General features: G+C 66.3%; 19 protein-coding genes, 1 pseudogene and 1 riboswitch. Of the genes and pseudogenes, 11 read left to right on the forward strand and 9 right to left on the reverse strand.

Going from position 1 to position 25,535, the window contains the following annotated elements:
• Positions 1-2,384 (reverse strand): type I polyketide synthase (locus A9W95_RS10160; protein ID WP_156746118.1); only part of this gene is annotated, 2,384 nt, incomplete at its 3' end.
• Between the two features lie 541 nt (positions 2,385-2,925).
• Here A9W95_RS10160 and A9W95_RS10165 point away from each other — a divergent pair.
• The 6 genes from A9W95_RS10165 (at position 2,926) to A9W95_RS10190 (ending at position 12,229) form a co-directional block, all read left to right on the forward strand.
• Positions 2,926-4,674 (forward strand): AMP-binding protein, encoded by a 1,749-nt coding sequence (locus A9W95_RS10165; RefSeq protein WP_082983011.1) that lies wholly within the window; start codon positions 2,926-2,928, stop codon positions 4,672-4,674.
• 37 nt (positions 4,675-4,711) lie between these two features.
• Entirely contained in the window at positions 4,712-5,305 is a 594-nt protein-coding gene (locus A9W95_RS10170) for a carboxymuconolactone decarboxylase family protein (RefSeq protein ID WP_067411631.1), read from the forward strand.
• A 10-nt stretch (positions 5,306-5,315) separates the two neighbouring features.
• The gene (locus tag A9W95_RS10175; RefSeq protein ID WP_067411634.1) at positions 5,316-6,440 is read left to right on the forward strand and encodes a nitronate monooxygenase family protein; all 1,125 of its coding nucleotides are present in this window, start codon (positions 5,316-5,318) and stop codon (positions 6,438-6,440) included.
• Between the two features lie 164 nt (positions 6,441-6,604).
• A riboswitch (M-box (ykoK) riboswitch) is annotated at positions 6,605-6,774 on the forward strand.
• Positions 6,775-7,038: 264 nt separating this feature from the next.
• Positions 7,039-7,281 carry an Rv1535 family protein gene (locus A9W95_RS10180; RefSeq protein ID WP_067411637.1) on the forward strand — a complete coding sequence of 81 codons (243 nt, stop codon included), beginning with the start codon at positions 7,039-7,041 and terminating at the stop codon, positions 7,279-7,281.
• A 368-nt stretch (positions 7,282-7,649) separates the two neighbouring features.
• On the forward strand, positions 7,650-10,781 hold the full coding sequence (ileS, locus tag A9W95_RS10185) for an isoleucine--tRNA ligase (RefSeq protein ID WP_067411672.1): 3,132 nt from the start codon (positions 7,650-7,652) through the stop codon (positions 10,779-10,781).
• A gap of 50 nt (positions 10,782-10,831) precedes the next feature.
• A complete protein-coding gene (locus tag A9W95_RS10190; protein WP_172826594.1) occupies positions 10,832-12,229 on the forward strand; it encodes a DNA polymerase IV in 1,398 nt (465 codons plus the stop codon).
• Here the strand turns inward: A9W95_RS10190 and A9W95_RS10195 are convergent.
• Positions 12,194-13,120, reverse strand: coding sequence for an asparaginase (locus tag A9W95_RS10195; protein WP_067411641.1), 927 nt, complete (start codon positions 13,118-13,120; stop codon positions 12,194-12,196). The two genes, A9W95_RS10190 and A9W95_RS10195, sit on opposite strands and share 36 nt — an antisense overlap.
• 77 nt (positions 13,121-13,197) lie before the next feature.
• On the opposite strand from A9W95_RS10195, the gene lspA reads away from it, so the two are divergent.
• Positions 13,198-13,809: a signal peptidase II gene (lspA, locus tag A9W95_RS10200; protein WP_067411644.1), complete on the forward strand. Its 612-nt coding sequence runs from the start codon at positions 13,198-13,200 to the stop codon at positions 13,807-13,809.
• A 49-nt stretch (positions 13,810-13,858) separates the two neighbouring features.
• The gene (locus tag A9W95_RS10205) at positions 13,859-14,785 is read left to right on the forward strand and encodes an RluA family pseudouridine synthase (protein ID WP_156746117.1); all 927 of its coding nucleotides are present in this window, start codon (positions 13,859-13,861) and stop codon (positions 14,783-14,785) included.
• A 22-nt stretch (positions 14,786-14,807) separates the two neighbouring features.
• On the opposite strand, the gene A9W95_RS10210 is transcribed toward A9W95_RS10205, so the two are convergent.
• The 3 genes from A9W95_RS10210 to A9W95_RS10220 form a co-directional block, all read right to left on the reverse strand.
• Positions 14,808-15,566, reverse strand: coding sequence for a class I SAM-dependent methyltransferase (locus A9W95_RS10210; RefSeq protein ID WP_067411649.1), 759 nt, complete (start codon positions 15,564-15,566; stop codon positions 14,808-14,810).
• A 64-nt stretch (positions 15,567-15,630) separates the two neighbouring features.
• A complete protein-coding gene (locus A9W95_RS10215) occupies positions 15,631-16,182 on the reverse strand; it encodes a VOC family protein (RefSeq protein WP_067411652.1) in 552 nt (183 codons plus the stop codon).
• 78 nt (positions 16,183-16,260) lie between these two features.
• The gene (locus tag A9W95_RS10220) at positions 16,261-17,163 is read right to left on the reverse strand and encodes an AraC family transcriptional regulator (protein WP_172826593.1); all 903 of its coding nucleotides are present in this window, start codon (positions 17,161-17,163) and stop codon (positions 16,261-16,263) included.
• A gap of 302 nt (positions 17,164-17,465) precedes the next feature.
• Between A9W95_RS10220 and A9W95_RS10225 the strand changes: the two genes are divergently transcribed.
• Positions 17,466-18,530, forward strand: coding sequence for an NAD(P)-dependent alcohol dehydrogenase (locus tag A9W95_RS10225; RefSeq protein ID WP_067411678.1), 1,065 nt, complete (start codon positions 17,466-17,468; stop codon positions 18,528-18,530).
• A 19-nt stretch (positions 18,531-18,549) separates the two neighbouring features.
• Here the strand turns inward: A9W95_RS10225 and A9W95_RS10230 are convergent, their stop codons facing one another.
• On the reverse strand, positions 18,550-18,960 hold the full coding sequence (locus A9W95_RS10230; RefSeq protein ID WP_067411655.1) for a group 1 truncated hemoglobin: 411 nt from the start codon (positions 18,958-18,960) through the stop codon (positions 18,550-18,552).
• A gap of 214 nt (positions 18,961-19,174) precedes the next feature.
• Here A9W95_RS10230 and A9W95_RS10235 point away from each other — a divergent pair, with 214 nt between their 5' ends.
• Positions 19,175-20,194 carry an SDR family NAD(P)-dependent oxidoreductase gene (locus A9W95_RS10235; protein WP_067411658.1) on the forward strand — a complete coding sequence of 340 codons (1,020 nt, stop codon included), beginning with the start codon at positions 19,175-19,177 and terminating at the stop codon, positions 20,192-20,194.
• 4 nt (positions 20,195-20,198) lie between these two features.
• The gene (locus A9W95_RS10240; RefSeq protein ID WP_067411661.1) at positions 20,199-21,002 is read left to right on the forward strand and encodes an SDR family oxidoreductase; all 804 of its coding nucleotides are present in this window, start codon (positions 20,199-20,201) and stop codon (positions 21,000-21,002) included.
• Here A9W95_RS10240 and A9W95_RS10245 read toward each other — a convergent pair.
• The 3 genes and pseudogenes from A9W95_RS10245 to A9W95_RS10255 form a co-directional block, all read right to left on the reverse strand.
• Positions 20,999-22,666: a hypothetical protein gene (locus tag A9W95_RS10245; protein WP_067411665.1), complete on the reverse strand. Its 1,668-nt coding sequence runs from the start codon at positions 22,664-22,666 to the stop codon at positions 20,999-21,001. The genes A9W95_RS10240 and A9W95_RS10245 overlap by 4 nt on opposite strands.
• Positions 22,666-24,534, reverse strand: coding sequence for a serine/threonine-protein kinase (locus tag A9W95_RS28305; protein ID WP_067411667.1), 1,869 nt, complete (start codon positions 24,532-24,534; stop codon positions 22,666-22,668). The genes A9W95_RS10245 and A9W95_RS28305 overlap by 1 nt, the downstream gene beginning before the upstream one ends.
• Positions 24,531-25,535: pseudogene (locus tag A9W95_RS10255) on the reverse strand (hypothetical protein); the annotation flags it as partial. The pseudogene A9W95_RS10255 and the gene A9W95_RS28305, both read right to left, overlap by 4 nt.

Here is a 25,535-nt window from a genome sequence, read left to right on the forward strand (position 1 = left end):
AGCGGGTGGGGGGAGAGTTCGGTGAAGACGCGGAAGCCGTCTTCGAGGGCGGCCTGCACCGCGGCGGCGAAGCGCACGGTGTGGCGCAGGTTGTCGGCCCAGTAGTAGGCGTCGAAGTAGGGCTCTTCGCGCGGGTCGAACGAGGTCGACGAGTAGTAAGGGACCGCGAGTTCCTGGCCGCTGATGTCGGCCAGGGCCTCGGTCAGGTCGTCGAGGATCGGTTCGACCTGCGGGGAGTGCGAGGCCACGTCGACGGCCACCTCGCGGGCCATGATGTCGCGTTCTTCCCACCCGGCGATCAATTCGCGCACCGTCTCGGTGGCGCCGCCGATCACGGTGGACTGCGGCGAGGCGACCACCGCGACGGTCACGTCGGTGATGCCGCTGCCCAACAGTTCCGAAAACACCTGCTGGGCAGGCAGTTCCACGGACGCCATGGCGCCGGCGCCGGAGATGCGGGTCATCAGTTGGGAGCGGCGGCAGATGACCTTGACGCCGTCTTCGAGTGACAGGGCGCCGGCGACCACCGAGGCGGCGGATTCGCCCAGGGAGTGGCCGATGACGGCGCCGGGGGTGGCGCCGTAGGCCTTCATGGTGGCGGCCAGCGCGACCTGCATGGCGAACAGGGTGGGCTGGACGCGGTTGATGCCGGTGACCTTCTCCGGGGCGGTCATTGCCTCGGTCACCGAGAAGCCGGATTCGGCGGCGATCAGCGGCTCGATTTCGGCGATGGTGGCGGCGAACACCGGCTCGGTGGCCAGCAGATCCTTGCCCATCTCGGCCCACTGCGAGCCTTGCCCGGAAAACACCCACACCGGGCCCTTGTCGTCCTGGCCGACCGCAGGCGGATAAGGCAGTTCACCACCGGCGACCTCGCGTAATCCCTTGGACAACTCCGCGGTGGTGCCGGCGAGCACGGCCGTGCGCACACCGCGGTGCCCGCGGCGGCGCGCCAGCGTGTAGGCCAGGTCCGAGATACCGGCGCCGTCCTGGGCGTCGACCCAATCGGCAAGTCGCCCTGCGGTTTCGCGCAGCGCCTCCTCCGAACTGGCCGATACCGGAATGACCAGGACACCGTCCAGGCCGGTGCTGCCGTCGGATTCCACGATGTTGGCCGCGGGTGCTGGGGCGGGAGCCTGTTCCACGATGGCGTGCACGTTGGTGCCCGACATGCCGTACGACGACACCGCGGCTCGGCGCGGCTGGTCGGGGTGGCTGATCGGCCACGGCGTCGCCTGTTGCGGCACAAAGAGATTCGTGTCTATGGCGGCGATGGTGTCGGGCATGGTGTTGAAGTGCAGGTTCTGCGGCACCACGCCGTGCTGCACGGCCAGGATCGCCTTCATCAGGCCCAGCGCACCGGCGGTGGATTGGGTGTGACCGAAGTTGGTCTTTACCGACCCCACTGCGCACGGGCCGTCGATGCCGTAGACCGCGGCCAGGCTCGAGTACTCGAGTGGGTCGCCTACCGGTGTGCCCGGACCATGCGCTTCGACCATGCCGACCGTGGCGGGGTCGACGTCACCGGCCGCCAGTGCCGCGCGGTACACCTCTTCCTGGGCGTCGGCCGAGGGCGTCACGATGTTGACCGTGTGGCCGTCCTGGTTGGCGGCGGTGCCCCGAATGACGGCCAGGATTCGGTCGCCGTCGCGCTGCGCGTCGGGCAACCGCTTGAGCAGCAGCACGACCGCGCCCTCGCCGGAGACGAAGCCGTCGGCCTCGACGTCGAACGCGTGGCAGCGGCCGCTGCGCGACAGCATGCCGTTGGCCGAACCCGAGGCGAACCGGCGCGGTTCCAGCATCGCGTACACCCCGCCGGCAAACGCCAGGTCGCTTTCGCCCTCGCTCAGACTGCGGGCAGCCAGGTGCGCGGCGAACAACCCGGAGGAGCAGGCCGTGTCCACCGAGACCGCCGGACCGCGCAGTCCAAGGGCATAGGAGACGCGACCGGAGGCCATGCAGGAGTTGGTTCCGGTGTTGCCGTACGGACCTTCCAGGGTGCCCGTCTCGGCTTGGACGAACTGGTAGTCGGCGTGGGTGAAACCGATGAAGACGCCGGTCAGCGAGTCGGCCATCTGACTCGGGGTCAGACCCGCGTGTTCCATGGCCTCCCACGAGGTCTCCAGCAGCAAGCGGTGCTGAGGATCCATGGCGACGGCTTCTCGTTCCGAGATGCCGAAGAAGTCGGGATCGAAGTCGCCGAGGTCGTCCATGAATGCGCCCCATTTGCAATGGGAACGCCCCGGTACGCCCGGTTCGGGGTCGTAGTACTCGTCGACGTCCCAGCGGTCGGGCGGAACCTCGGTCACGAAATCGTCGCCGCGCAGTAGCGCTTCCCACAACTCGACAGGTGAACCGATGCCCCCCGGAAGCCGACACGCCATTCCGATCACAGCAACCGGCGTCACGGTTGTCCTATCCACGGTGGTTTCCCCATCTCCTTAACCGCGCGTCAAGCCCTTCTGGCGGGTGCTCGTCGCAATGTCCGCGCGCGGACAACCCGCAGCAGCGGACGCACCCACTGACCGCCACGACGACAACGTCATAGATGGCGTGATCAGCAGCGTAACGGTTCGGCTCGACTCATCCGCGAAAATCGTGCGGACGTACAAAAAAAGTTCCGCCACCCGCACCGATACTGGCAGCGGCAAGTGCGCGCTTCGCGCCCCGACCAAGCGCAACAGGCCAGCTCAGAGCGCTGGCGTGCGATGCTGCGGCGGTGCCGGGTGAGCACCGGGCAATGCCGGCCGACCACCCCTTCCCCCCTCGTTGCCGTCGAAATCGGTGGCCGGGAGGCGGGTTCGCCGGTTCCACCGAGAATCGAGCTCGGTGGCCGGGGTGACAGCGCGGGCCGTGGTGCATGACCGGCTCAGTTCCGCGATACAGACCACGTGTGATGTCCGGCGGCGGGTAATGTGCGAGACCGTGGTCGCCTCTTCGATTCCCGCCATGCTGCGCGAACGCGCCAGCCTGAATCCCAATGGCCCGGCGATCACGTACATCGACTACGACCGAGAGTGGGACGGCGTCGAAGAGACCCTGTCGTGGTCGCAGTTGTACCGGCGCATGCTCAATGTCGCCGAGCAGATCAAGCAATCCGGTTCCCCCGGCGATCGGGCGCTCATTCTGTCGCCCCAAGGCCTGGACTATGTCGTCAGTTTCCTCGCCGCGATGCAAGCCGGATTGATCGCCGTTCCGCTTTCGGTTCCGCACGGCGGCGCGCACGACGAGCGGACGACGTCCGTGCTGGCCGACACGTCACCGGCGGTCATTCTGACCACGTCGGCCGCCGTCACCAATGTCAAGGACTGCGTCGAGGCGCAGACCGGGCACAGCGTGCCGGCCATCATCGAAGTCGATTCGCTGGATCTGGACGCCCGCCCCCGATCGTCTCGGCCGTCGCGCAGCCCGGCCGACGAGGGGTCCCTCACCTGCTATCTGCAGTACACGTCGGGCTCCACGCGTACGCCCGCCGGTGTCACGGTCTCCAACAACAACGTCTTCGCCAATTTCGAACAGATCATGGCCGACTTCTTCGTCAACGAGGGGGGCGTGCCGCCGATCGACATCACCGTCGTGTCCTGGCTGCCGCTGTATCACGATATGGGTCTGCTGCTCGGGACGATCATGCCCATCTTGGCGGGCCGGCACACCGTGTTGACCAGTCCGGTGGCGTTCCTGCAGCGGCCCGCCCGGTGGATGCAGTTGCTCGGGCGCCACGGCCGCACCATCTCTGCCGGGCCGAACTTCGCATTCGAGATCGCGGTGCGCAAGACGTCCGACGAGGACATGGCCGGCTTGGATTTGAGCTTGGTGCACTCGATCCTCAACGGCAGCGAGCGGGTGCAACCGGCGACCCTCAAACGGTTCGCCGACCGGTTCGCGCCATTCAACTTCCCGCCCAAGGCGTTACGGCCCGCCTACGGCATGGCTGAAGCGGTCGTGTACATCGCGACCCGCCAGGTGGGCCACCCACCCGAAATCGTGCACTTCGATCCGCAGAAACTGCCCGACGGTCAGGTGGTACGGGTCGACAGCGGTACACCACTGGTGAGTTACGGCGCCCCGACGTCGCTGCAGGTGCGCATCGTCGACGCCGATACCTGCGAGGAATGCCCCGAGGGAACGGTCGGGGAGATCTGGGTGCACGGCGGCAATGTCGCCTCGGGGTACTGGCACAAGCCCGACGAAACCGAGCGCACCTTCGGCGGAAAGATCGCCAGCCCGTCCGCCGGGACCCCCGAGGGACCGTGGCTGCGGACCGGGGATTCGGGGTTCTACTCCGACGGCGAACTGTTCATCATGGGCCGGATCAAGGACCTACTGATTGTCTACGGGCGCAACCACTCTCCCGACGACATCGAGGCCACCATCCAGGAGATCAGTGCCGGCCGGTGCGCGGCGATCGCCGTTCCGCAAGACGGTGTGGAGAAACTAGCCGCCATCGTCGAAATCAAGCAGAAAAACGACGAGTCGGCCGAGGAGCTGGCGCAGCGACTGAGCGGCCTGAAAAGCGAGATCGCCGCGGCCATCTTCGACGCCCACGGATTGAGCGTCGCCGACCTGGTCCTGGTGTCGCCCGGATCCATTCCCATCACCACGAGCGGCAAGATCAGACGGGCGCAATCGGTCGAGATGTACCAGCAATCGGCATTCGCCCGGCTGGACGCGTGACGAAATCGCTTGAGACACAAGCGAGGAGGCTTGCATCGTGACCCAAGCCAGGAAACCGGCGCGGATACCGCTGCTGCCCGTTGACGAAGCCAAAGCCGCCGCCGACCAAGCCGGCGTACCCGACTACATGGCCGAGCTGAGCATCTTTCAGGTGCTACTGAATCATCCGCTGCTTGCCGGGGTGTTCAACGATCTGCTGGCCAGCATGTTGTGGCACGGAGCGCTCGACCGAAGACTGCGGGAACTGGTGATCATGCGGATCGCCTGGCTCACCGGCTGTGAATACGAGTGGACGCAGCATTGGCGGGTGGCCTCCCGCCTCGGCGTGTCGGCCGATGATCTGGTCGGCGTGCGTGACTGGGGTAGCTGCAACGGATTCGGACCCACGGAACGGGCTGTGCTGGCAGCGACCGATGACATCGTGCGCCACGGCGCGGTGAGTGACGCCAGCTGGGCGGCCTGTGCGCGCGAATTCGATTCCGACTCTGCGGTTCTCATTGAGCTCGTCACCGCGATCGGGGCATGGCGGATGGTTGCCTCGATACTGCAGAGCCTGGATGTTCCGCTGGAGGATGGCGTGGTCGGCTGGCCGCCCGACGGGCGTTCGCCGTCGGCTTTCGGCTCGGCGTAGCGTCGGCGGCATGCGAACCAGGGTCGCCGAAATGCTCGGCGTGGAGTTTCCGATCTGCGCGTTCAGCCATTGCCGTGATGTGGTGGCCGCGGTCACCAACGCCGGCGGGTTCGGGGTGCTGGGCGCCACCGCGCACAGCCCTCGGCGGTTGGAAAGCGAGCTCAACTGGATCGACGAGCAGACCGGTGGCAAGCCGTACGGCGTCGACCTGCTGCTGCCGCCGAAGTACGTCGGCGCGGATGAAGGGGGCATCAACGCCAAACGGGCCCAGACTCTGCTGCCCGAAGAGCATCGCGCCTTCGTCGACGAGTTGTTGGACCGGTACGGCGTCGCCCAGCACACCGACCCGGACCAAGCCATCCGGGGCGGTCTCAACATTTCGCCCAAGGGCTACGAGCCATTGCTGGAAGTGGCGTTCTCCCATCGGATTCGGCTCATCGCCAGCGCGCTGGGGCCACCGCCGGCCGACCTTGTCGAGCGGGCGCACAGTCACGACGTGTTGGTGGCTGCGCTGGCCGGAACCACCCAACACGCACGCCGGCATGCGGCCGCAGGTGTCGATTTGATTGTCGCGCAAGGCACCGAGGCCGGCGGGCACACCGGTGAGGTGGCGACGATGGTGTTGGTTCCCGAAGTCGTCGATGCGGTGGCGCCGACGCCCGTGCTCGCCGCGGGCGGCATTGCCCGCGGCCGCCAGATCGCCGCGGCAATGGCGCTGGGAGCGGAAGGCGTGTGGTGCGGCTCGGTGTGGCTGACCACCGAAGAAGCCGAGACCGCGCCGGTGGTCAAAGAGAAATTCTTGGCGGCCACGTCCTCGGATACGGTGCGGTCGCGCTCGATGACCGGCAAGCCGGCCCGCATGCTGCGGACGGCCTGGACCGACGAGTGGGAGCGGCCCGACACACCCAGCCCGTTGGGCATGCCGCTGCAAACCGCTCTGGTCACCGACTCGCAGGTCCGCATCAACCAGGCCGCGGCACAGCCCGGTGCCAAAGCCCGCGAGCTGGCGACCTATTTCGTCGGCCAGGTGGTCGGCTCGCTGGATCGGGTGCGGCCCACCCGCGCGGTGGTGCTGGACATGGTGGAGGAGTACATCGACACCATCGGGCGCCTGACAAGCATGACCGACGAGTGAGCTGTGACATCACCCACACCGACTCGGCGTGGATCGCATTTGCCCAGGTCGCGACGCACTTGGCTGGGTAAATGCTGTGGGCGGGCGTAGCGGCAGCGTAAATACCTCGAAATCGTGGCGCGGCGCGTTGACCCAAGGGAGCCGGTGGTGCATCATCGGTCCGGTAAGCACCTCGATAGGTGAGGCGGCTACGCGAACATAGGCCACTGACCCCGAACGTCGAAAGACGCCCCGGGTCAGGACAGCTCCTCCCGGCTTAAGGGTTGAGCCCAGGTGGCTTCCGACTTGTCGGACACGTCGTGTAGTGCCAAAGCTCTAACGAGTGGGGTGCGAATTCCGACGAACGTCGGCGATTCTGTACTCCTTTGTGCGCGCAGCTACCTAAGGTAACCGTCGTAGAGGAGGTGAGGGACGCATGAGTTCCAGTGACAGTCCGGCTCGATATCCGGGCTCTGTTTCGTCCCCCTCCGGCCTCCGGCGCGACGTTGCACACTGAGTCTTCACTCAACGCGGCGATCCGATCCGAACCGTTACGGGACGGGACTTAGCAGAAAAGCCAGTCCACATAATCCTGTTTCGATTCTTCTAGGAGGCGATCATGACCGCTGCTCTGTACGACGAAGTAGTTGCCATCGCGCCCGCTCCGCAGCTGACCGTGGTGTCCGACACCGCGCCCATCGAGGCCCCGGTGACCAAGAAGGTGGCGCGCCGCCGTGCGGCCCAGCCCGTCGCCGCCGGCGGTGACCCCCTGGTCGACGGCGCCGCTCGGCTGCTCACCGTGCCGTTGCGCCACCTGTACGCGGCGCTGTGGCGAGCCGGCGTGTTGGACGTCCAGGCCTGAGCGGGTGGATGGTTCGAGTGGATAGCGAAGAACGCTGGCTCCCAGGGGCTACCCGACTGCAGGCCCGGCCTGCGATCAGGTAGCTCCTGGGACTCGGCAACTCTGATTTGCGCTGCGCCGTAGAATTGGGCGATCGGCAGTGATCCGGCCATCACCGGGGAGCCTTCGGAAGAACAGCCAGCTAGGCCCAGTAGAGCCGAACGGGTAGGCCCGTCACAGCCTGCACATGAGCGGTCATGCAACAGCGTGGCAAGCGGGGTGGTACCGCGGCGTTCGCGCACCAGCGCAGCGTCGTCCCCGGCGCCTGGCCACAGGCACGCCAGCCATAAGGGCACACGGGAGACGACGCATTGACCGACAACGCTGACTTGCCGGCCCACGCCGGAGTCGAGGCCTACCCGAAGCTGTCCGAGGGAGCGCCCAACTTCCCGGCGCTCGAACAACGGGTCCTCGAATACTGGTTCCACGACGACACCTTCCGCGCCAGCATCTCGCGCCGAGACGGCGCCGAAGAATACGTGTTCTACGACGGCCCGCCGTTCGCCAATGGCTTGCCGCATTACGGGCACCTGCTCACTGGCTACGTCAAAGACATCGTGCCGCGCTACCGCACCATGCGCGGCTACAAGGTGGAGCGCCGCTTCGGCTGGGACACTCACGGGCTGCCGGCTGAACTGGAAGTCGAACGGCAACTGGGCATTACGGACAAATCGCAGATCGACGTCATGGGCATCGCCGCGTTCAACGATGCCTGCCGAGCCTCGGTGTTGCGGTACACCGACGAGTGGCAGGCCTACGTGACCCGGCAGGCCCGCTGGGTCGACTTCGACCACGACTACAAGACCCTTGACCTCTCCTACATGGAGTCGGTGATCTGGGCCTTCAAACAGCTGTGGGACAAGGACCTGGCATACGAGGGTTACCGCGTGCTGCCGTACTGCTGGCGCGATGAAACCCCGCTGTCCAACCACGAATTGCGGATGGACGACGACGTCTACCAGAGCCGGCAAGACCCGGCGGTCACCGTCGGCTTCAAGGTGGTCGGTGGCGACCTGGACGGCGCCTACCTGCTGATCTGGACGACGACTCCGTGGACCCTGCCGTCGAACCTGGCGGTCGCGGTCAACCCGGAGATGACCTACGTGCAAGTGCGGGTCGGTGACCGCCGTCTCGTGCTGGCCGAGGCCAGATTGGCCGCCTACGCTCGCGAGCTCGGCGAAGAGCCGGAGATCCTGGGCACCTGCCCCGGTACGCAGCTGTTGGGCACTCGTTACCTGCCGCCGTTCCCGTATTTCATGGACTCGCCCAACGCGTTTCAGGTGTTGCGTGGTGACTTCGTCACCACCGAGGACGGCACCGGCATCGTGCACATGGCTCCCGCCTACGGCGAAGACGACATGGCGACCACCGACCCGGTCGGCATCGCCCCGGTGACACCGGTGGATTCGAAAGGACGTTTCGACGCGACCGTCCCGGATTACCAAGGGCAGCATGTCTTCGAGGCGAACCCGCACATCATCCGCGACCTGAAGAACCAGAGCGGTCCGGCGGGGGCCAACGGCGCGATCCTGATCCGCCACGAGACCTACGAGCACCCTTACCCGCACTGCTGGCGATGCCGCAATCCGCTGATTTATCGGGCGGTTTCGTCCTGGTTCGTGGCCGTCACCGCCTTCCGGGACCGCATGGTGGAACTCAACCAGCAGATCACCTGGTACCCCGAGCATGTCAGGGACGGTCAGTTCGGCAAATGGCTGCAGGGCGCCCGCGACTGGTCGATCTCGCGGAACCGGTACTGGGGTACGCCGATTCCGGTGTGGAAGTCAGACGACCCGGCTTACCCACGCATCGACGTCTACGGCAGCCTGGACGAACTCGAGCGCGACTTCGGCGTGCGGCCGACCAATTTGCATCGGCCCTACATCGACGAACTGACCCGGCCCAACCCGGACGATCCGACCGGACGCAGCACCATGCGCCGCATTCCCGACGTGCTCGACGTGTGGTTCGACTCGGGGTCGATGCCCTACGCCCAGGTGCACTTCCCGTTCGAGAACGAGGAATGGTTCGACAGCCATTACCCCGGTGACTTCATCGTCGAATACATCGGGCAGACCCGGGGCTGGTTCTACACCCTGCACGTTCTGGCTACCGCGCTGTTCGACCGTCCGGCGTTCAAAACCTGTGTCGCCCATGGCATTGTGCTGGGTTCGGACGGGCAGAAGATGAGCAAGTCGCTGCGCAACTATCCGGACGTCAGCGAGGTGTTCGACCGGGACGGCTCGGATGCGATGCGGTGGTTCTTGATGGCCTCGCCGATCCTGCGCGGTGGCAACCTGATCGTGACCGAACAGGGCATCCGCGAAGGGGTGCGGCAGGTGCTGCTGCCATTGTGGAACGCCTACAGCTTCCTGGCGTTGTACGCACCGAAAGTTGGTGCCTGGCGCGTCGATTCGACGCATGTGCTGGACCGCTACATTCTGGCCAAGCTGGCCGTGCTGCGCGACGATCTCACCGATGCGTTCGAAGTGTGCGACATCTCCGGTGCGTGCGAGCAGCTGCGCCAGTTCGCCGAAGCCTTGACGAACTGGTATGTGCGGCGGTCCCGCTCGCGGTTCTGGGAAGAAGACGCCGACGCCATCGACACGCTGCACACCGTGCTGGAGGTGACCGCACGGTTGAGCGCTCCGTTGCTTCCGTTGGCCACGGAGATGATCTGGCGCGGCTTGACCGGCCAGCGCTCGGTGCACCTCACCGATTGGCCCGAGGCCGACGAATTGCCCGCCGACGCCGACTTGGTGGCCGCCATGGACCAGGTCCGGGAGGTGTGTTCGGCCGCCTCCTCGTTGCGCAAGGCCAAGAAGCTGCGGGTGCGCCTGCCGTTGCCGAAACTTACGGTGGCAGTGGAACATCCGGAGCGACTCAAGCCGTTCGTCGACCTCATCGGTGACGAGCTCAACGTCAAACAGGTCGAACTCACCGACGCGATCGACACGTACGGCCGCTTCGAGCTCACCGTCAATGCCCGCGTTGCGGGACCGCGGCTGGGCAAGGACGTGCAGGCGGCGATCAAAGCGGTCAAGGCCGGGCAGGGCGTCGTCAATCCCGATGGGACGCTGACCGCGGGCCCGGCGGTACTGCAACCCGACGAGTACAGCTCCCGGCTGGTGGCCGCCGACCCGGACTACACCGCGGCGCTGCCCGGCGGCGCAGGTCTCGTCGTATTGGACGGCACGGTCACCGAGGAGCTGGAGGCAGAAGGCTGGGCCAAGGACCGCATCCGAGAGCTCCAGGAGCTGCGCAAGTCGACGGGCCTAGACGTCTCGGACCGCATCAGCGTGGTGATGTCGGTGCCCGCTGAGCGCGACGACTGGGCACGGACCCATCGCGACCTGATCGCCGGCGAAATCCTCGCCACTAGTTTCGAATTCGGCGATCCGCCCGACGCTGTGGACATCGGCGACGGCGTGCGGGTGACGATCGCCAAAAGCCGTCCCTGACGGCCGCACCGAACACACGCATAGCATGGCGTTCCGTGGAGAACCGCTGGGTGCTGCACCTGGACATGGACGCGTTCTTCGCTTCCGTCGAACAGCTGACCCGGCCGACCCTCAAAGGGCGGCCGGTTCTGGTCGGAGGCACCGGCGGGCGAGGCGTGGTGGCCGGAGCCAGCTACGAAGCACGGGTATTCGGTGCCCGCTCGGCCATGCCGATGCATCAGGCTCGGCGCCTGGTCGGGGTGACCGCGGTGGTGCTGCCGCCGCGCGGCGTGGTGTATGGCGTAGCCAGCAGGCGGGTTTTCGACACCGTGCGCAGCATGCTGCCCATCGTCGAACAGCTCTCGCATGACGAAGGATTCGGCGAACCCTCTCAACTGGCTGGGGCGTCTGCCGAGGAGGTGTCGGCGTTCTGCGAGGGGTTGCGCCGGCGGGTGCGTGACGAGACGGGGCTGGTGGCCTCCGTCGGGGCCGGCTCGGGCAAGCAGATCGCCAAGATCGCGTCCGGTCTGGCGAAACCCGACGGGGTCCGGGTGGTCGACCGCACCGAAGAACAACTGCTGCTCAGCGGGTTGCCGGTGCGCCGATTGTGGGGAATCGGTCCGGTCGCCGAGGAAAAATTACACCGGCTGGGCATCGAGACCATCGGACAACTGGCCGCGCTGACCGACGCCGAGGCGGCCAACATCCTGGGCGCGACGGTGGGGCCCGCGCTGCATCGACTGGCCCGCGGTATCGACGACCGGCCGGTCGCCGAGCGCGCCGAAGCCAAGCAGATCAGCTCCGAGTCGACCTTTGCGGCCGATCTGACCACGTTGGATCAGTTGCGCGAGGCGATTGATCCGATCGCCGAGCATGCCCATCAACGCCTCCTGCGCGACGGCCGCGGCGCCCGTACGGTCACGGTGAAGCTGAAGAAGTCCGACATGAGCACGCTGACCCGGTCGGCGACCCTGCCGTATGCGACCACCGAGGCAGGTGCCTTGGTCGCGGTGGCCCGTCGGTTGCTCCTCGACCCGGTGCAGATCGGGCCCATACGTCTTCTGGGGGTTGGCTTTTCGGGATTGAGCGATGTGCGTCAGGAGTCGCTGTTCCCCGATCTGGAGATGAGCGAATCCGAGCCGGAGCCGGCGGACACCGTCGAGACGGCGACGGCGGCCATGTTCAGCCCGGCTGCCGAGGCCGCGCCGTGGCGCATCGGTGACGACGTGGCACACCCCGAATTCGGCCACGGGTGGGTGCAGGGCGCCGGTCATGGTGTGGTCACCGTGCGGTTCGAAACCCGTGCGTCGGGGCCGGGCCTGGCCCGAACGTTTCCCTCCGGCACCACAGAATTGGCCAGCGCCAACCCGGTCGACTCGCTGGATTGGCCCGACTTTGTCGCCGCGCTGCGCGATGACGACGAGGGGGCCGCGTCAGCCCCAGCGGGCGATGACGTCGGCGGCCGGTAAACCTGCCGCGAGCGCGGCCATGAGCAGCACCCGGGTCTGCGGCGGCGCCAGCCGCGGCACCATGACGGCACCGGCCTGGGCTAGGGCGTGTCCGGGACCGTAGCTCGCGCTGACCCGCCCGCCGGGCACCCGGGTACATACGGCGACGACCACCCCGTCGCGGCAAAGGCGGCTAACCCCTTCGACCACGGCGTCACCGGCATTGCCCGAGCCGAGGGCTTCTAGCACCACGGCCCGCGCGCCGGCGGCCACGTAGGCATCCATTGCCACCGCGTCACTGCCCAGGTATGTCGCCACGATGTCGACCCGCGGCGCCGCGGTGGCGCTGATCTCCCCGACGTAGGGACGAGTCTTGGCCTGAGTCAGCGACACTCCGCCGTGGGCGGTGCCGACCAGTTGCCCCGAGAAACCGCTCAGGTCGTCGGTGGCCACCTTGCGCATCCCCAACGGCTGCAAAATCCGCCCGGCGAAACACACCAGCACGCCCAGCGAGCGCGCAGCCGGGTCACCCGCCACCGCCAGCGCATCACGCACGTTGGCCGGTCCGTCGGCGTCCGGGGCGTCGGCGCTGCGCATCGCCCCAGTCAGCACCACCGGCGCCTGCGCCGCGTAACTCAGCTCCAGCCACAGCGCGGTTTCTTCCATGGTGTCCGTACCGTGCAGAACAATCACCCCCTCGGCACCGCCGGCGGTGGCGGCGCGGATGGCCGCACTGATCCGATCCCAATCGGCCGGCGCCAGCTGTGAGCTGTCGACGGCCATCAGGTCGACCACGTCGACATCCAGACCCGACGTCAGCTGGGCACCGCTGTGCGCCGGTCGGCGCACCCCATCGGCGCCGGTGCTGGTCGAAATCGTCCCTCCGGTGGTAATGACGGTGAGGCGGCTCATGGTGGGATCATCTCGCACGCACGGCGTCGGCGGCCGCCTGCGGGGTTGTGCGCCAAGACTTAGGGGATGATGGGTGAGTGCCTGACGAACCATCCGGATCGGCCGATCCACTGACTTCAACCGGGGACGCCGGGGCGGCGGGGAAACCCGACCCGGCCGCGTCGCCGCGGCGGCTGCGGCTGCTGATGTCGGTCGCCGCGGGCGTGTTGACGCTGGACATCATCACCAAGGTGCTGGCCGTCAAGTTGTTGCCGCCCGGGCAGCCGGTGTCCATCATCGGCGACACGGTCACCTGGACCCTGGTGCGCAATTCCGGCGCCGCGTTCTCCATGGCCACCGGCTACACCTGGGTGCTGACCTTGATCGCGACCGGCGTGGTGGTCGGCATCTTCTGGATGGGTCGCCGCCTGGTGTCGCCCTGGTGGGCGGTGGGTCTCGGCATGATCCTCGGCGGGGCGACGGGCAACCTGGTCGATCGGTTCTTCCGCGCGCCGGGACCGTTGCGCGGACATGTCGTCGACTTCCTGTCGGTCGGCTGGTGGCCGGTATTCAACGTGGCCGACCCCGCTGTGGTCGGGGGAGCAATTCTGCTGGTGGTGCTGTCCATCTTCGGATACGACTTCGACGCCGTGGGCCGGCGCAAGTTCGGCGAGGACCCCGCCGGCCGGCGTGAGCCCGACCAGTCCTGAGCGCCGCGGCTGACGATGCAGAGCGGGGCGATGAGAAGGGCCGGCGCCGGTGAGTGATCGTTCGATGCCGGTCCCCGAGGGCTTGGCGGGAATGCGCGTCGATGCGGGACTGGCGCGGCTGCTGGGGCTTTCGCGCAGTGCCGCGGCGGCGATCGCCGAAGACGGCGGGGTGGAGCTGGACGGCGTGCCGGCGGGGAAGTCGGACCGGTTGACGCCGGGGGCCTGGTTGCAGGTGCGGCTGCCGGAGCCGCCCGCGCCGCTGGAGAACACACCCGTCGACATCGAAGGCATGACGATTCTGTATTCCGACGACGACATCGTCGCCGTCGACAAGCCGGCCGCCGTGGCGGCGCACGCGTCGGTCGGCTGGACCGGGCCGACGGTGCTCGGCGGGTTGGCGGCCGCGGGATATCGCATCACCACCTCGGGCGTGCACGAGCGCCAAGGCATCGTGCACCGCCTCGACGTCGGCACGTCCGGGGTGATGGTGGTCGCGCTGTCCGAGCGCGCCTATACCGTACTCAAGCGCGCGTTCAAGCAGCGCACCGTGGACAAGCGTTATCACGCGCTGGTGCAAGGGCATCCTGACCCGTCCAGCGGCACCATCGATGCACCAATTGGCCGGCACCCTGGCCCGGAGTGGAAGTTCGCGGTCACCAGAAATGGCCGGCACAGTCTGACCCACTACGACACCGTCGAGGCTTTCGTCGCCGCCAGCCTGCTCGACGTGCACCTGGAGACCGGTCGTACGCACCAGATTCGGGTGCATTTCGCCGCGTTGCATCATCCTTGCTGCGGCGACCTGACCTACGGCGCCGATCCGGTCCTGGCCAAACGACTCGGTCTGGAACGCCAATGGCTGCACGCGCGTTCGCTGGCATTTGCTCATCCGGCGGACGGTCGTCGGATCGAGATCGTCAGTCCATATCCGGCGGATCTGCAGCATGCGCTGGATGTTCTGCGGCACGACAACTGAGGCGCCATCGCGGCCCCTGCGGCTAGTCCGGTTTGCGCGCCTCGACCAGGACGCGTGCGGCGTGGGCGACAAAAGGCCCGTCGGCTTCGATGCGCTCGTGTAGGTCACGAAGCCGCTGCCGGTACCGCTGCACCGTGAAATCGGGCACGGCCCAGATCACCTTGCGCAAGAAGTAGACGACGGCGCCGATGTCGAAGAACTCCTGGCGAAGTCGCTCGGCCCGCATGGTGACGACATCTAACCCAGCGGCCCGAGCTTGGGCGGCCTGGGTTTCGGGATGCCGCCGTTCCCACGCCTCGGGCTGTGGTCCGATGAAGTGCTCGACCAGTTCTGCTGCTGTCGCGGGTCCGATGTGCTGGGCGAGGTAGCCACCTCCCGGACGCAACACCCGGGCGATCTCGGTCCAGCACACGCTGTTGGGATGCCGGCTGGTGACCAGATCGAACGCCTCGTCGGCGAAGGGCAAGGCCGATTCGGACGGGGTGGCCACCACCACGACGCCGCGCGGATGCAGGCGCCGGGTGGCCAACGCCGCGTTAGATGGCCACGATTCCACCGCGGCCATGGTCGGAGGAAATGTGTCGGCACCCGACAAGACCTCACCACCGCCAGTCTGAACGTCAAGTGCTGCAGTGACATTGGCCAGACGCGCGCTCATCAGCCGTTGGTAACCCCACGACGGCCGCTGCTCGGTCGCTCGGCCGTCCAGCCAGGAGAAGTCCCAGCCGTCGATGGGCGCGGACTCCGCCTCGGCCACTAGTTCGTCGAAGGTGCGACCCACGGTAGGCATTGTCGTACGCGGAACCGGCGCGGATTGCGCGGCATGCCGACTTCATGCGACGAGGTCACTGCTGGTGCTGGCCGGCCTTTCCGTTCACTTGTGCGAGCGCGCTCCAGATGTGGGTGGTGCCGTGTGAATAGATTTCGACGATGTTGCCGAACGGGTCTTCGCAGTAGCACACGTAGAAGCCGATGCCGGGTGCGAACTCCCAGACCGCGCTGCGTTGCTTGCCACCGCTTTCGGCGATCCGTGCCGCCAGCCCCTCGACGTCCGGATCGATGACGCAGAAGTGAAAAGTGCCGGTCCTGTGCAAGTAGAACTGGGTGTTCTCGTCGGCGCCCCGTTGCTCAGGCTTCGGGTCGGAGAACTCGAAGAGTTCTAGGCCAACACCGTTTCCGGCGTCCATCATCGCGATCCGGCCGGAGACGACGTGCGGACCGAGCATGTCGGCGACCAGCCCACCGAAGTAGCCCTCGCCGGCGGTGTACTCCTGCGGTTGATGCAGAAGTTGAAAGCCGAGCACACTTTGATACCAGTCGATCGCGGCGTCGGCGTCGGTCACGGTCACTCCGACGTGGGTGATCGTCCGTGGTTGCTGAGCGCGTGATGTAGTCATGCTCTTCCTCCTTCTTCACCGGGACGTGGCTCAAAGCCACCTTTGCCAGTAAATGGCAGAGTCTGCGGCTACGTCCTCCTAGGGCTCGAAGCCGCTATCAATCCGAGCGTTTCGCGATATCGAGGAGCCGTCACCGTCGGCAGGCGTGCTGGCGTAGTCGCGCGGCGTCGTCCCGAATCGCGTTCGGAATTCCTTGATGAAGTGCGACGCACTGGTATAGCCGACCCGATGAGCGACCTCGGACACCCCTAGGCGTCGATCCATCACCAGGTCCCGTGCCCGATCGAGTCGTGCGTCTTTGACATATTGATACGGCGACGATCCGGTGAGTTCCCGGAATGCCCGGGTGAACGCGGACGGGCTCAGCCCGACTTGTCCGGCCAGGCTGGCGACCGTTATGGGATCGGCCAGATGGGTGTCGATGTAAGTCAGGGCGGCAGCAATAGGGTTGCCCGCCGCCTGCTGCGCGGCGAAATGCAGCATCCGGGCAGATTGTTCGCGCTGCAAGACCCGGTACACCAACTCCCGTAGATACAACGGGGCCAGGACGCGCCGGTCGACACTGGTGGACAACGATCGCAAGAAACGCAGCAGCGAACTCAGCACGTGGTCGTCCATTGCCGAGACGAGGCATGGCTCGGCGAGCTCGCGGACCGCGGTGGCTCTGGTCAGATGCGGCCCGGGCATATTCTCCGAAATGCTGCGGACGGTGGACGGCTCGACTTTCAGCACCAAGCACAGGCATGGATGGCTTGGTGAGGCATCGAGAATCACGCTCTGGAAGCGCAGATCGCCATTGATGACCAAGTAGTTGAATTGGTCGTACACATAGCGCTTCCCGTTGTCGATCACCGCCTTGCGGCCCTGGGCGACGATCCCGATAGACAGCCCCTGAATCTCTTGCCATTCCGGTTGCGTCGGCTCGGGGAACCGGTAGATCGTCAGACCCGGCCACAGCCCGACGTTCGCACCCACGTGCACCGCACGGGAAGCGAGTTCGGCGACGAGATCGGCCGACGTCAGGTGCTGCTCGATGTCTTCGGTGGCGGTCAGTTCGCACCTCCTGGCGGCTGGACACCATTGTCGTCGGGACTGGACGCGCGTAGCAAAGGTATCGGACCTCGGTATGCCCCGCTGGGTAAGCCGTCCCGGAATGGGCAAACATCGGGCCGGAATCTGATATTGCAACCGGGGTTGTTCCGGTTGGCTATGACTAGCGATCAGCAGGCGCCGGCAACGGTGATGCTGGTCCTCCGTCACGACAGCGAGGAGCGAAGATGCCGATGCGGGCTGCACGAATGCACGGTTACAACCAGCCGTTGCAGATCGACGAGGTTTCGATTCCCGAGCCCGGGCGTAACCAGGTGCTGATCAAGGTCGCCGCAACTGGCATGTGCCGCAGCGACTATCAGCTCGTGGACGGCTACTTTCGGGACGGCCTCCCGGTCGACTTTCCCTTCATTCCCGGTCATGAAGTCGCGGGCACCATCACCGAAGTGGGGGCCGACGTTCCCGAATCCTCCGGCATTACCGAGGGAGACCTGGTGGTGGTGGACCCCAATTGGGGCGACGGCACCTGCCGGCAATGTCACGAAGGCAACGAACAGTTGTGCGCAGCGGGGCAACTGGTCGGCTTCGGACCCAACGGCGGATTCGCCGAGTACATGGTCGCCCCATACGACCACGTCTTGTCGGTGGCCGATCAGCCGGACGCCCAACCGGAGTACTTGGCGCCGCTGACCGATGCCGGCCTTACTCCGTACCGAGGCATGAAGAAGTTGCGCGACGCGGGCAAGCTGGGCGCCGGCCGTACCGTCGTCGTCAACGGCATCGGTGGCCTCGGCAGTTATGCCGTGCAATACGCCCGCCTGCTCGGCGCCGGCGCAACCGTGGTCGGATTCGCCCGCAGCGACGAAAAGCTGCAAGTGGCAAGGGAACACGGCGCTCATTACACGGTGAACGTTCGGAACAAGAGCGTTGAGGACGTGCAGAACGAGATCGAAGAAGCCACCGGCCGGCGCACCGTCGACGCTGTGCTGGACTGTGCTGGTTCGTCGGATTCGCTGGGATTGGCGGCGGCCATTCTCGAGACCGAGGGTGCACTGTCCCAAGTCGGCCTGATGGGTCAGCAGGTCGAACTTCCGCTATTCCCGTTCGTCAGTGGAGAGAAGTCTTACTTCGGGTCCTTCTGGGGTAACCACAACGACCTCCGTGAGGTGCTTACTCTGGCCAGCCAGGGGCTGATCAAGCACCGTGTGGTTCCAATCAAACTCGAGGACATCAACGACAACCTGGAAGCCCTGGGCCGAGGCGACATCGTTGGTCGGGCGGTGGTTGTCTTCGACTAGCTGCACCTTCGTGCGCCGGTCACACCTTCGCGGTGCTGGTCTCCCCTGAGGCGATGTCCCCGGCGAGCGGTGCGATCGCACCCAGGATTTCAGCGACGGTCCCGGGCGGCACGCCGGCCGCCGTCAGGGCGTCACCCAAGTGCCCGGCGACCAGGGTGAAGTGGTGCATGGTGATGCCCCGCCCCTGGTGTACTTGCCGCATCGGCGCACCCGTGTACGGCTCCGGCCCGCCCAGCGCCGCGGCGAAGAATTCGACCTGTTTGCCCTTCAGGCGGCTCATGTTTGTGCCGGTGAAGAAACCCGACAACTGCTCGTCGGCGAGTACCCGGGCGTAGAAGTCCTCGACCACCAGTTCGATGGCCTCGTACCCGCCGATTCGGTCGTACATGCTGGCCGGCTCGCGCTTGCGAAAGCGTGACAGTAGGTCCATCCCATCAGCCCAGCATCGGCTGGTTGCTGTGCCGTTAGGCCGCGATCACGCTCGGATTACCATCCGTAACAGGCTGTTTGCCTCGACAGTCCCGTCGCGCCGGACGCTCGCGGTGCCGGTAGGGCAGCCCTCGTGCGGTGAGCGCAGAACGCATGCCCTAGGTTGATTTATGACCTGAGTCACATCAACCACACAGCCATCAGGAGCGGCATCGATGAATCTTGGTGACCTGACGAACTTCGTGGAGAAGCCGATCGCGGCGGTGTCCCACATCATCAACACTCCCAATTCGGCTGGACGATATCGACCGTTCTACTGGCGCAACCTGCTCGACGCGGTGCAGGGCCACAGCCTGCGCGAGGCGGTGGACGGCAAGACGATCCTCATCACCGGGGGATCCTCGGGCATCGGGGAGGCGGCGGCGAAGAAGATCGCCGGCGCCGGTGGGGCCGTGGCGCTGGTCGCTCGTACCCGGGAGAACCTGGAGAAAGTTGCCGACGACATTCGCGCCGACGGCGGCACTGCGCACGTGTACCCGTGCGACCTGACCGACATGGACGCCATCGCCGCGATGGCCGATCAGGTGCTGGCCGATCTCGGAGGCGTGGACGTCCTGATCAACAACGCGGGGAAGTCGATCCGCCGGTCCTTGGAGCTGTCCTACGAGCGGATCCACGACTACCAGCGGACCATGCAGCTGAATTACCTCGGCGCTGTGCAGCTCATCTTGAAGTTCATTCCGGGCATGCGGGAACGGGACTTCGGGCACATCGTGAACGTCTCCTCAGTTGGGGTGCAGACCCGCGCACCCCGCTTCGGCGCCTACATCGCCAGCAAGGCCGCGCTGGACAGTCTCTGCGATGCGCTGCAGGCCGAGACGGTGAACGACAATGTCCGGTTCACCACCGTGCACATGGCGTTGGTGCGCACGCCGATGATCAGCCCCACCACCATGTACGACAAGTTCCCGGCGTTGACACCCGATCAGGCGGCCGGGGTGATCGCCGACGCGCTGGTGCATCGGCCGCGGCGATCCAGTTCGCCGTTCGGGCAATTCGCCGCCGTGGCCGACGCGGTCAACCCCGCCGTGATGGACCGGGTACGTAACCGGGCGTTCAGCATGTTCAGGGACTCTGCGGCCGCTCGGGGTGGCGGCCAGTCAGAGCCGGACTCGTCGGAAGTGGACAAGCGCAGCGAAACCTTCGTGCGCGCGACCCGCGGGATCCATTGGTGACGTCATGAGCCTGCCCAAACCGAACAAAGAGACATCCGTCGTCATCACCGGCGCCTCTTCGGGCATCGGCGTGGAACTTGCTACCGGCCTGGCCAAGCGCGGCTTCCCGCTGATGTTGGTCGCTCGCCGCCGGGAACGCCTCGACGAGCTGGCCGGCAAGCTACGCGGCGAACACCAGGTAGAGGTGGAGGTGCTGCCGCTGGACCTGTCCGACGCCGACGGCCGGGCGCAGCTAGCCGACCGCCTGCGCAGCGACCCGATCGGTGGGCTGTGCAACAGCGCCGGCTTCGGCACCAGCGGGCGCTTCTTCGAGCTGCCGCCCGAGCGGGAGAGTGAACAAGTCACCCTCAACGCGCTGACGCTGATGGAGCTCACCCGCGCGGCTCTGCCGGGCATGGTCGAGCGGGGCGCCGGGGCGGTGTTGAACATCGCGTCGATCGCGGGTTTTCAGCCGATCCCGTACATGGCGGTCTACTCGGCGACCAAGGCATTCGTGTTGACGTTCTCCGAAGCCGTCCAAGAGGAATTGCACGGTACGGGGGTGTCGGTGACTGCGCTGTGTCCGGGGCCGGTACCTACCGAGTGGGCGCAGATCGCCGACGCCGAGCGGTTCAGCCTCCCGCTGTTGCAGACCTCCCCGCACGAGGTAGCCAAGCAAGCGATTCAGGGCATGCTGGCCGGTAAGCGCACCGTCGTGCCGGGAGCAGTGCCCAAGGCGGTCAGCACCAGCGGCAGGCTCATCCCTCGTAGCTTGCTGCTGCCGGGAATTCGGATCGGCAACGCGTTGCGCGGCGGCCCCGGCCGTTAATTGTCGGGCGGGATCTTCAACACCTGGCCGGGCTGGGTGATCCTGTCCGAGCTGTTGTTCATGGCGCCGGTCAGTACGTAGAGGTTGTCAGCCGCGTCGATGGCCACTCCATGGGTGTATGCGGGCATCTCGATCTTCGTCACGGTGCCGCCCGCCGGCACTTCCCACAGCGCCCGGTTGAAGCCGTCAGAGATGAACATGTTTCCGGCGCTGTCGAATAGCAGATGCCGCGGCTCGAGTAGTCCCGGCACCGGCAGTGCGGTGGCTTTGGCGGCGCCGGCGCTCAGCTTGAGGATCTGCCCACGGCCGGAACCTTTCACGCTGCCGGAGACATAAACGGCGCCGGATCTGTCCACTGTGATTCCACGCGGCAGGTCGAGACCTTCGAAGGGCAAGTCGGTCGGCCTGTTGTCCCCTGGGAGCAATTTTTTCACGCCGAACTTCAGACCTGAATCCTCCTGAAGAGTGCCGGCCGCGTAGACGATGCCGGCGGCATCGACCGTGAGGGCGGCCACCTTTGAAAACCCCCGGAACGGCAACCGAATCGGGATGGTCTTTCCCGATTCCACGAGCCACACGTCCGGGCCGTAGCTGTAGTAGATGTTGCCGGCTTTGTCCACAGTCAGATCCGTCGCGTACCGGAAGGTTGTCCCCGGGAAGTCGAGATTTGATGGGGTGCTAGCGCCCGGCGCCAGCTTGAACAATTGCTCCGGCGGCACCTCGAATACGTCTGCGTCGGGTGGCGGGGCGAGGCCGGCCAGCGCGTAGACGTTGCCGGCGCCATCCACAGCCACACTTACGGTCGGGTGCATACCGGGGAACGGCAGTTGGATGGGCTGGCCCTGATAGCTCCGTCGAGGAGCGGTGCTGGTACGGGCCGGCGAGGTCTTCGAGGCGGTGGCGCCGTGGTGGCCGACAACCCGGGGAATGGCGATGGCACCCGCGGCCACGGCACCGACCACGAGTACCGCGGCGATAGTCGGTGCGAGATAACGCCGTAATCGACGCGGCTGAGCGGGCGGGGGGAGTAGCGGCATCTGCGCGGGACGTGAGTGTGGATATGACACCGTGGGGGAACGGCCGTGGACCGGATCCCATTGCGCCCCAGCTGGATTGGGCGGCGCTGGCGCCGGTCGCGGCAGCTGCATGCTTCGGGTTGCGGCCGCCGACGGGTTAGGTTGCGCCGGCACCATTGCGGACAGAACGCCTTCGGCGGCGGCCGCCAACTCCGCGGCGCTTCGGTATTGCTGAAGTGGATCGGTCGCCAGTCCACGGGCGATGACGTCGTCAAGCCCGGCTGGAACCCCGGGGTGCTGTTCGCTCGCGCGCGGTACCGGAGCCGTTCCGGAAGCGGTCGGCGGGCGCCCGGTCAAGCACTCGTACAGCACCGCCGCGAGCGCCGCAATGTCGGCGCGGTACGTCGTCGCAGGGTCGGTGACCAGCGTGCGGGTCCGGTCGGTCGACGGCGTGGCCCCACCGGTATCGGTCAGGTGCACGGTGTCCCCGTCGTCGAGCAGGATGGTGTCGACAGTGATCTCGGGGCGCCTGCTGTGGTGGGTATGGGCGTGATCGATCGCGGTCGCGACTTGGCGCACCACGTTGACCGCGCGAGGGGGGTCGAGCGGACCGCCTTGCGCAAGTTGATGTTTGAGGCTGTAGGCCATCAACTGGCTCCCACTTTGAGCACTCGGTTGTTCTCCGTCAGGTAGATCACACCCGCGGCATCGACGGTCATCGCGCCGAATCGCTGGTTCTCCGGCGCGAACATCCGTATCGGAGATCCGGCGCCGACCGCCAATTTCAGCAGCCTGCCCATGCTTTCGGCATTGTCGATTACATAGACATTGCCCGGCGCGTCGACCGCAATGCCCTGGGCATAGCCCAGCTGGCCGAACGGAAGTTGGTTCGGGACGGCGTCGCCAGGCTTCAACTTCAGCACCCGACCCGCTTGCAGCGCATACACATTGCCCGCGCTGTCGACGGTGACATCCTCGAATGGTCCACCACCGAATGGCAGGACGTTCGGTGTCGTGGCTCCGACCGGCAATTGCAGCACCCGTTCGTTGGAAGCTACATAAACAGCACCGGCGCCGTCGGTGGCGATCCCGTTGGGGTAGAACCGTCCGAAGGGTAATTCAACCGGGGAGGCGGCGCCCGGATCGAGCTTCATCACCTTCCCGACGTTGTCTCCCTGTGCGAAGTCGGTGACGTAGATGGCGCCGGCACCGTCCACACTGACCCGCTTGGGCCGAGTCAACCCCGGAAACGGAACATCAACCGGCGCATTGGAATTCGGCGGTAACCTGTATACGCGGGGCTCGCTGGTGCCGACGACGTAGATGTCGCCGCCCTTTCCGAGCGCTATCCCGTTGAGCTCCCCGTACCCGATGATTGTCAATCGCGTGGCGTTGAGTGGTGGGGCCGCACTGGTGGTCACAGGTGCGGTGCTGCTGGACACCGCTGTCGTGCTGGTGCTGACCGTCCCGTGCTGGGAGGAGTCGGGCGCGGCCACGAGCGCGACCACCACAGCGGTGAGGGCTACCACGGCAACAGCGACGGCAGCAAGGACGGGACGACGAGATTTTCGACGCTGTGGTGGCATCGACGCCGGCGGCCGGGTTAGCGGCGCGCCGCCGGGAGTCCAAGGCTGCGTGGTGGCTGCCTGGTGCGGCGGAACCGCCCAACTACGTTGGCGCACCGGGCTGTCGAGGGCCCGCTGGGCGGCGGCCGCCAGTTCGCCGGCGCTGCGATAGCGTGCCTGCGGCTCTTTGGCCATGCCGCGAGTAATCACCTCGTCGAATCCGACCGGGACTTCCGGATGGTCCTGGCTCGGTTGCGGCGGCGGACTGGTCAGGTGGGCGGCGACCAAAGCCGGTATCTCGGTACGGCTCTCATAGGGCGCCGCCCCGGTAAGGCACTCGTACAGCACACACGCCAGTGCGTAGATGTCGGCGCCGGGTGTAACTTCGCCGGAGGCTAGGCGTTCCGGAGCGAGATAGGCGAACGACCCGACCGTGGTGCCTTCGCTGGTCAATTTGGTGTCGGTGGCGGCATTGGCCAGCCCGAAGTCCACCAGGCATGCGAAATCGTCTTTGCCGAGCAGAATGTTGGCGGGTTTGACGTCTCGGTGTATCACCGTCTCGGTGTGCGCGGCGTCCAGCGCCGCGGCGATTTGGCGCACGATATTGACGGCACGCGCTGGGCTTAGCGCGCCTTCGCGCTCCAGGACACTTTGTAAGTCAGTGCCGTCGATGAGCCGCATGTCGATGTAGAGCTGGCCCTCGATCTCGCCGCAGCCATGGATGGGAACCACGTGGGGGTCGTGCAGCCGTCCGGCGGTGCGGGCTTCGCGAAACAACCGCTCGCGGAAGGCCGGGTTGTGCGAGTAACTGCTGGACAGCAATTTGAGCGCCACCACGCGGTGCATAACGGTGTCTTCGGCTTCGTAGACCTCGCCGAAACCGCCGGTGCCAAGTAGTCGCCGTAACAGATAGGGCCCGAATCGGGTACCCGCTCGAGAGCTGGACGTCATGACGGCGCACCCAATTCCAACACTTTGCCGGTGGAGCAGGTGTCGCCGCGATGGCAGTCCGTGAGGAAGAGGTCTCCGTTCTTGTCGACAGCTATCCCGAATGTGTAGTTCAGTCCCGGGCGAGTCACCCGGGTGGCACTGGTTGCGCCGGGCGCCAGCTTGAAGAGGCCTTGCGTGTCGAGATCTGAGACGTAGACGTTGCCTTTCCCGTCGACGGCCACGCCGTACGGTCGTTGCAGTCCGCCGATCGGGAGCTCCGTGGGCGTATCCGCACCAGCAGCCAGCTTGAGCACGTGCCGCGCCTCGGCGTCGGCGACATAGAGGTTGCCGTCGCCGTCGACCGCCACACCCGTGGGCGTACTCAGGGGAGTGGTCGGCATCAGCACGGTCGCACTTGATGCTCCGGGTGGCAATTTGAGGACCTGCCGCTGAGCGCTGTCCGAGACGTAGATGCTGCCGTCTTTGCCGATCGCGATACCGAGCGGATGGCCGAGATGGCCGAAGGGTAACGGAGTCGGGCCGCGGGCACCGGGCGTCAGCTTCCAGACTCCCGGCGCGTGGTAGTCGGCGATGTAGACGTTTCCGGCCGAGTCCACTGCGACGCCCTCGGCGTAGATCTCCCCGAAGTTCAGCTCGGCGGGCGCGGATTGACCGGCCGCCAGCTTCAGCACCCGACCTTGGGGTGACCGTGAGCCCAGTTCGGTGGCGTACACGTCACCGGCCTGGTCGACGGCCACGCCGCGGACTTGCACCAGGTCGGGAAACTTCAACGCCGTCGGAATGGTCGACGAGGGTCGCGGCGTACTGGTGGCGGCCGGCGACGTCGCTGAGCGATGCGCGAAGACGACGATTGCCACCGTCGCGGCGACGGCCACCACTGCACTGACGGCCACCGCAATCGTGATGCGCCGGCGGGTTCTTCGGCGACGTGGTTGGGCCCACGCGGGCGGGGGGACGGGCCGGTAGGGCGCTGGGCCGGCATCCTGCGGAGGCGGAGGCGG

It is taken from the genome of Mycobacterium sp. 1423905.2 (genome assembly GCF_001673155.1).
Classification (GTDB): Bacteria; Actinomycetota; Actinomycetes; order Mycobacteriales; family Mycobacteriaceae; genus Mycobacterium.

Bases quoted from the DNA above. Each gene is read 5' to 3' on its own strand.
- A9W95_RS10175 (WP_067411634.1), top strand. From the start codon at position 5,316: ATGCGAACCAGGGTCGCCGAAATGCTCGGCGTGGAGTTTCCGATCTGC.
- A9W95_RS10180 (WP_067411637.1), top strand. From the start codon at position 7,039: ATGACCGCTGCTCTGTACGACGAAGTAGTTGCCATCGCGCCCGCTCCG.
- A9W95_RS10195 (WP_067411641.1), bottom strand. From the start codon at position 13,120: ATGAGCCGCCTCACCGTCATTACCACCGGAGGGACGATTTCGACCAGC.
- A9W95_RS10215 (WP_067411652.1), bottom strand. From the start codon at position 16,182: ATGACTACATCACGCGCTCAGCAACCACGGACGATCACCCACGTCGGA.
- A9W95_RS10225 (WP_067411678.1), top strand. From the start codon at position 17,466: ATGCGGGCTGCACGAATGCACGGTTACAACCAGCCGTTGCAGATCGAC.
- A9W95_RS10230 (WP_067411655.1), bottom strand. From the start codon at position 18,960: ATGGACCTACTGTCACGCTTTCGCAAGCGCGAGCCGGCCAGCATGTAC.
- A9W95_RS10235 (WP_067411658.1), top strand. From the start codon at position 19,175: ATGAATCTTGGTGACCTGACGAACTTCGTGGAGAAGCCGATCGCGGCG.
- A9W95_RS10240 (WP_067411661.1), top strand. From the start codon at position 20,199: ATGAGCCTGCCCAAACCGAACAAAGAGACATCCGTCGTCATCACCGGC.
- A9W95_RS10245 (WP_067411665.1), bottom strand. From the start codon at position 22,666: ATGGCCTACAGCCTCAAACATCAACTTGCGCAAGGCGGTCCGCTCGAC.
- A9W95_RS28305 (WP_067411667.1), bottom strand. From the start codon at position 24,534: ATGACGTCCAGCTCTCGAGCGGGTACCCGATTCGGGCCCTATCTGTTA.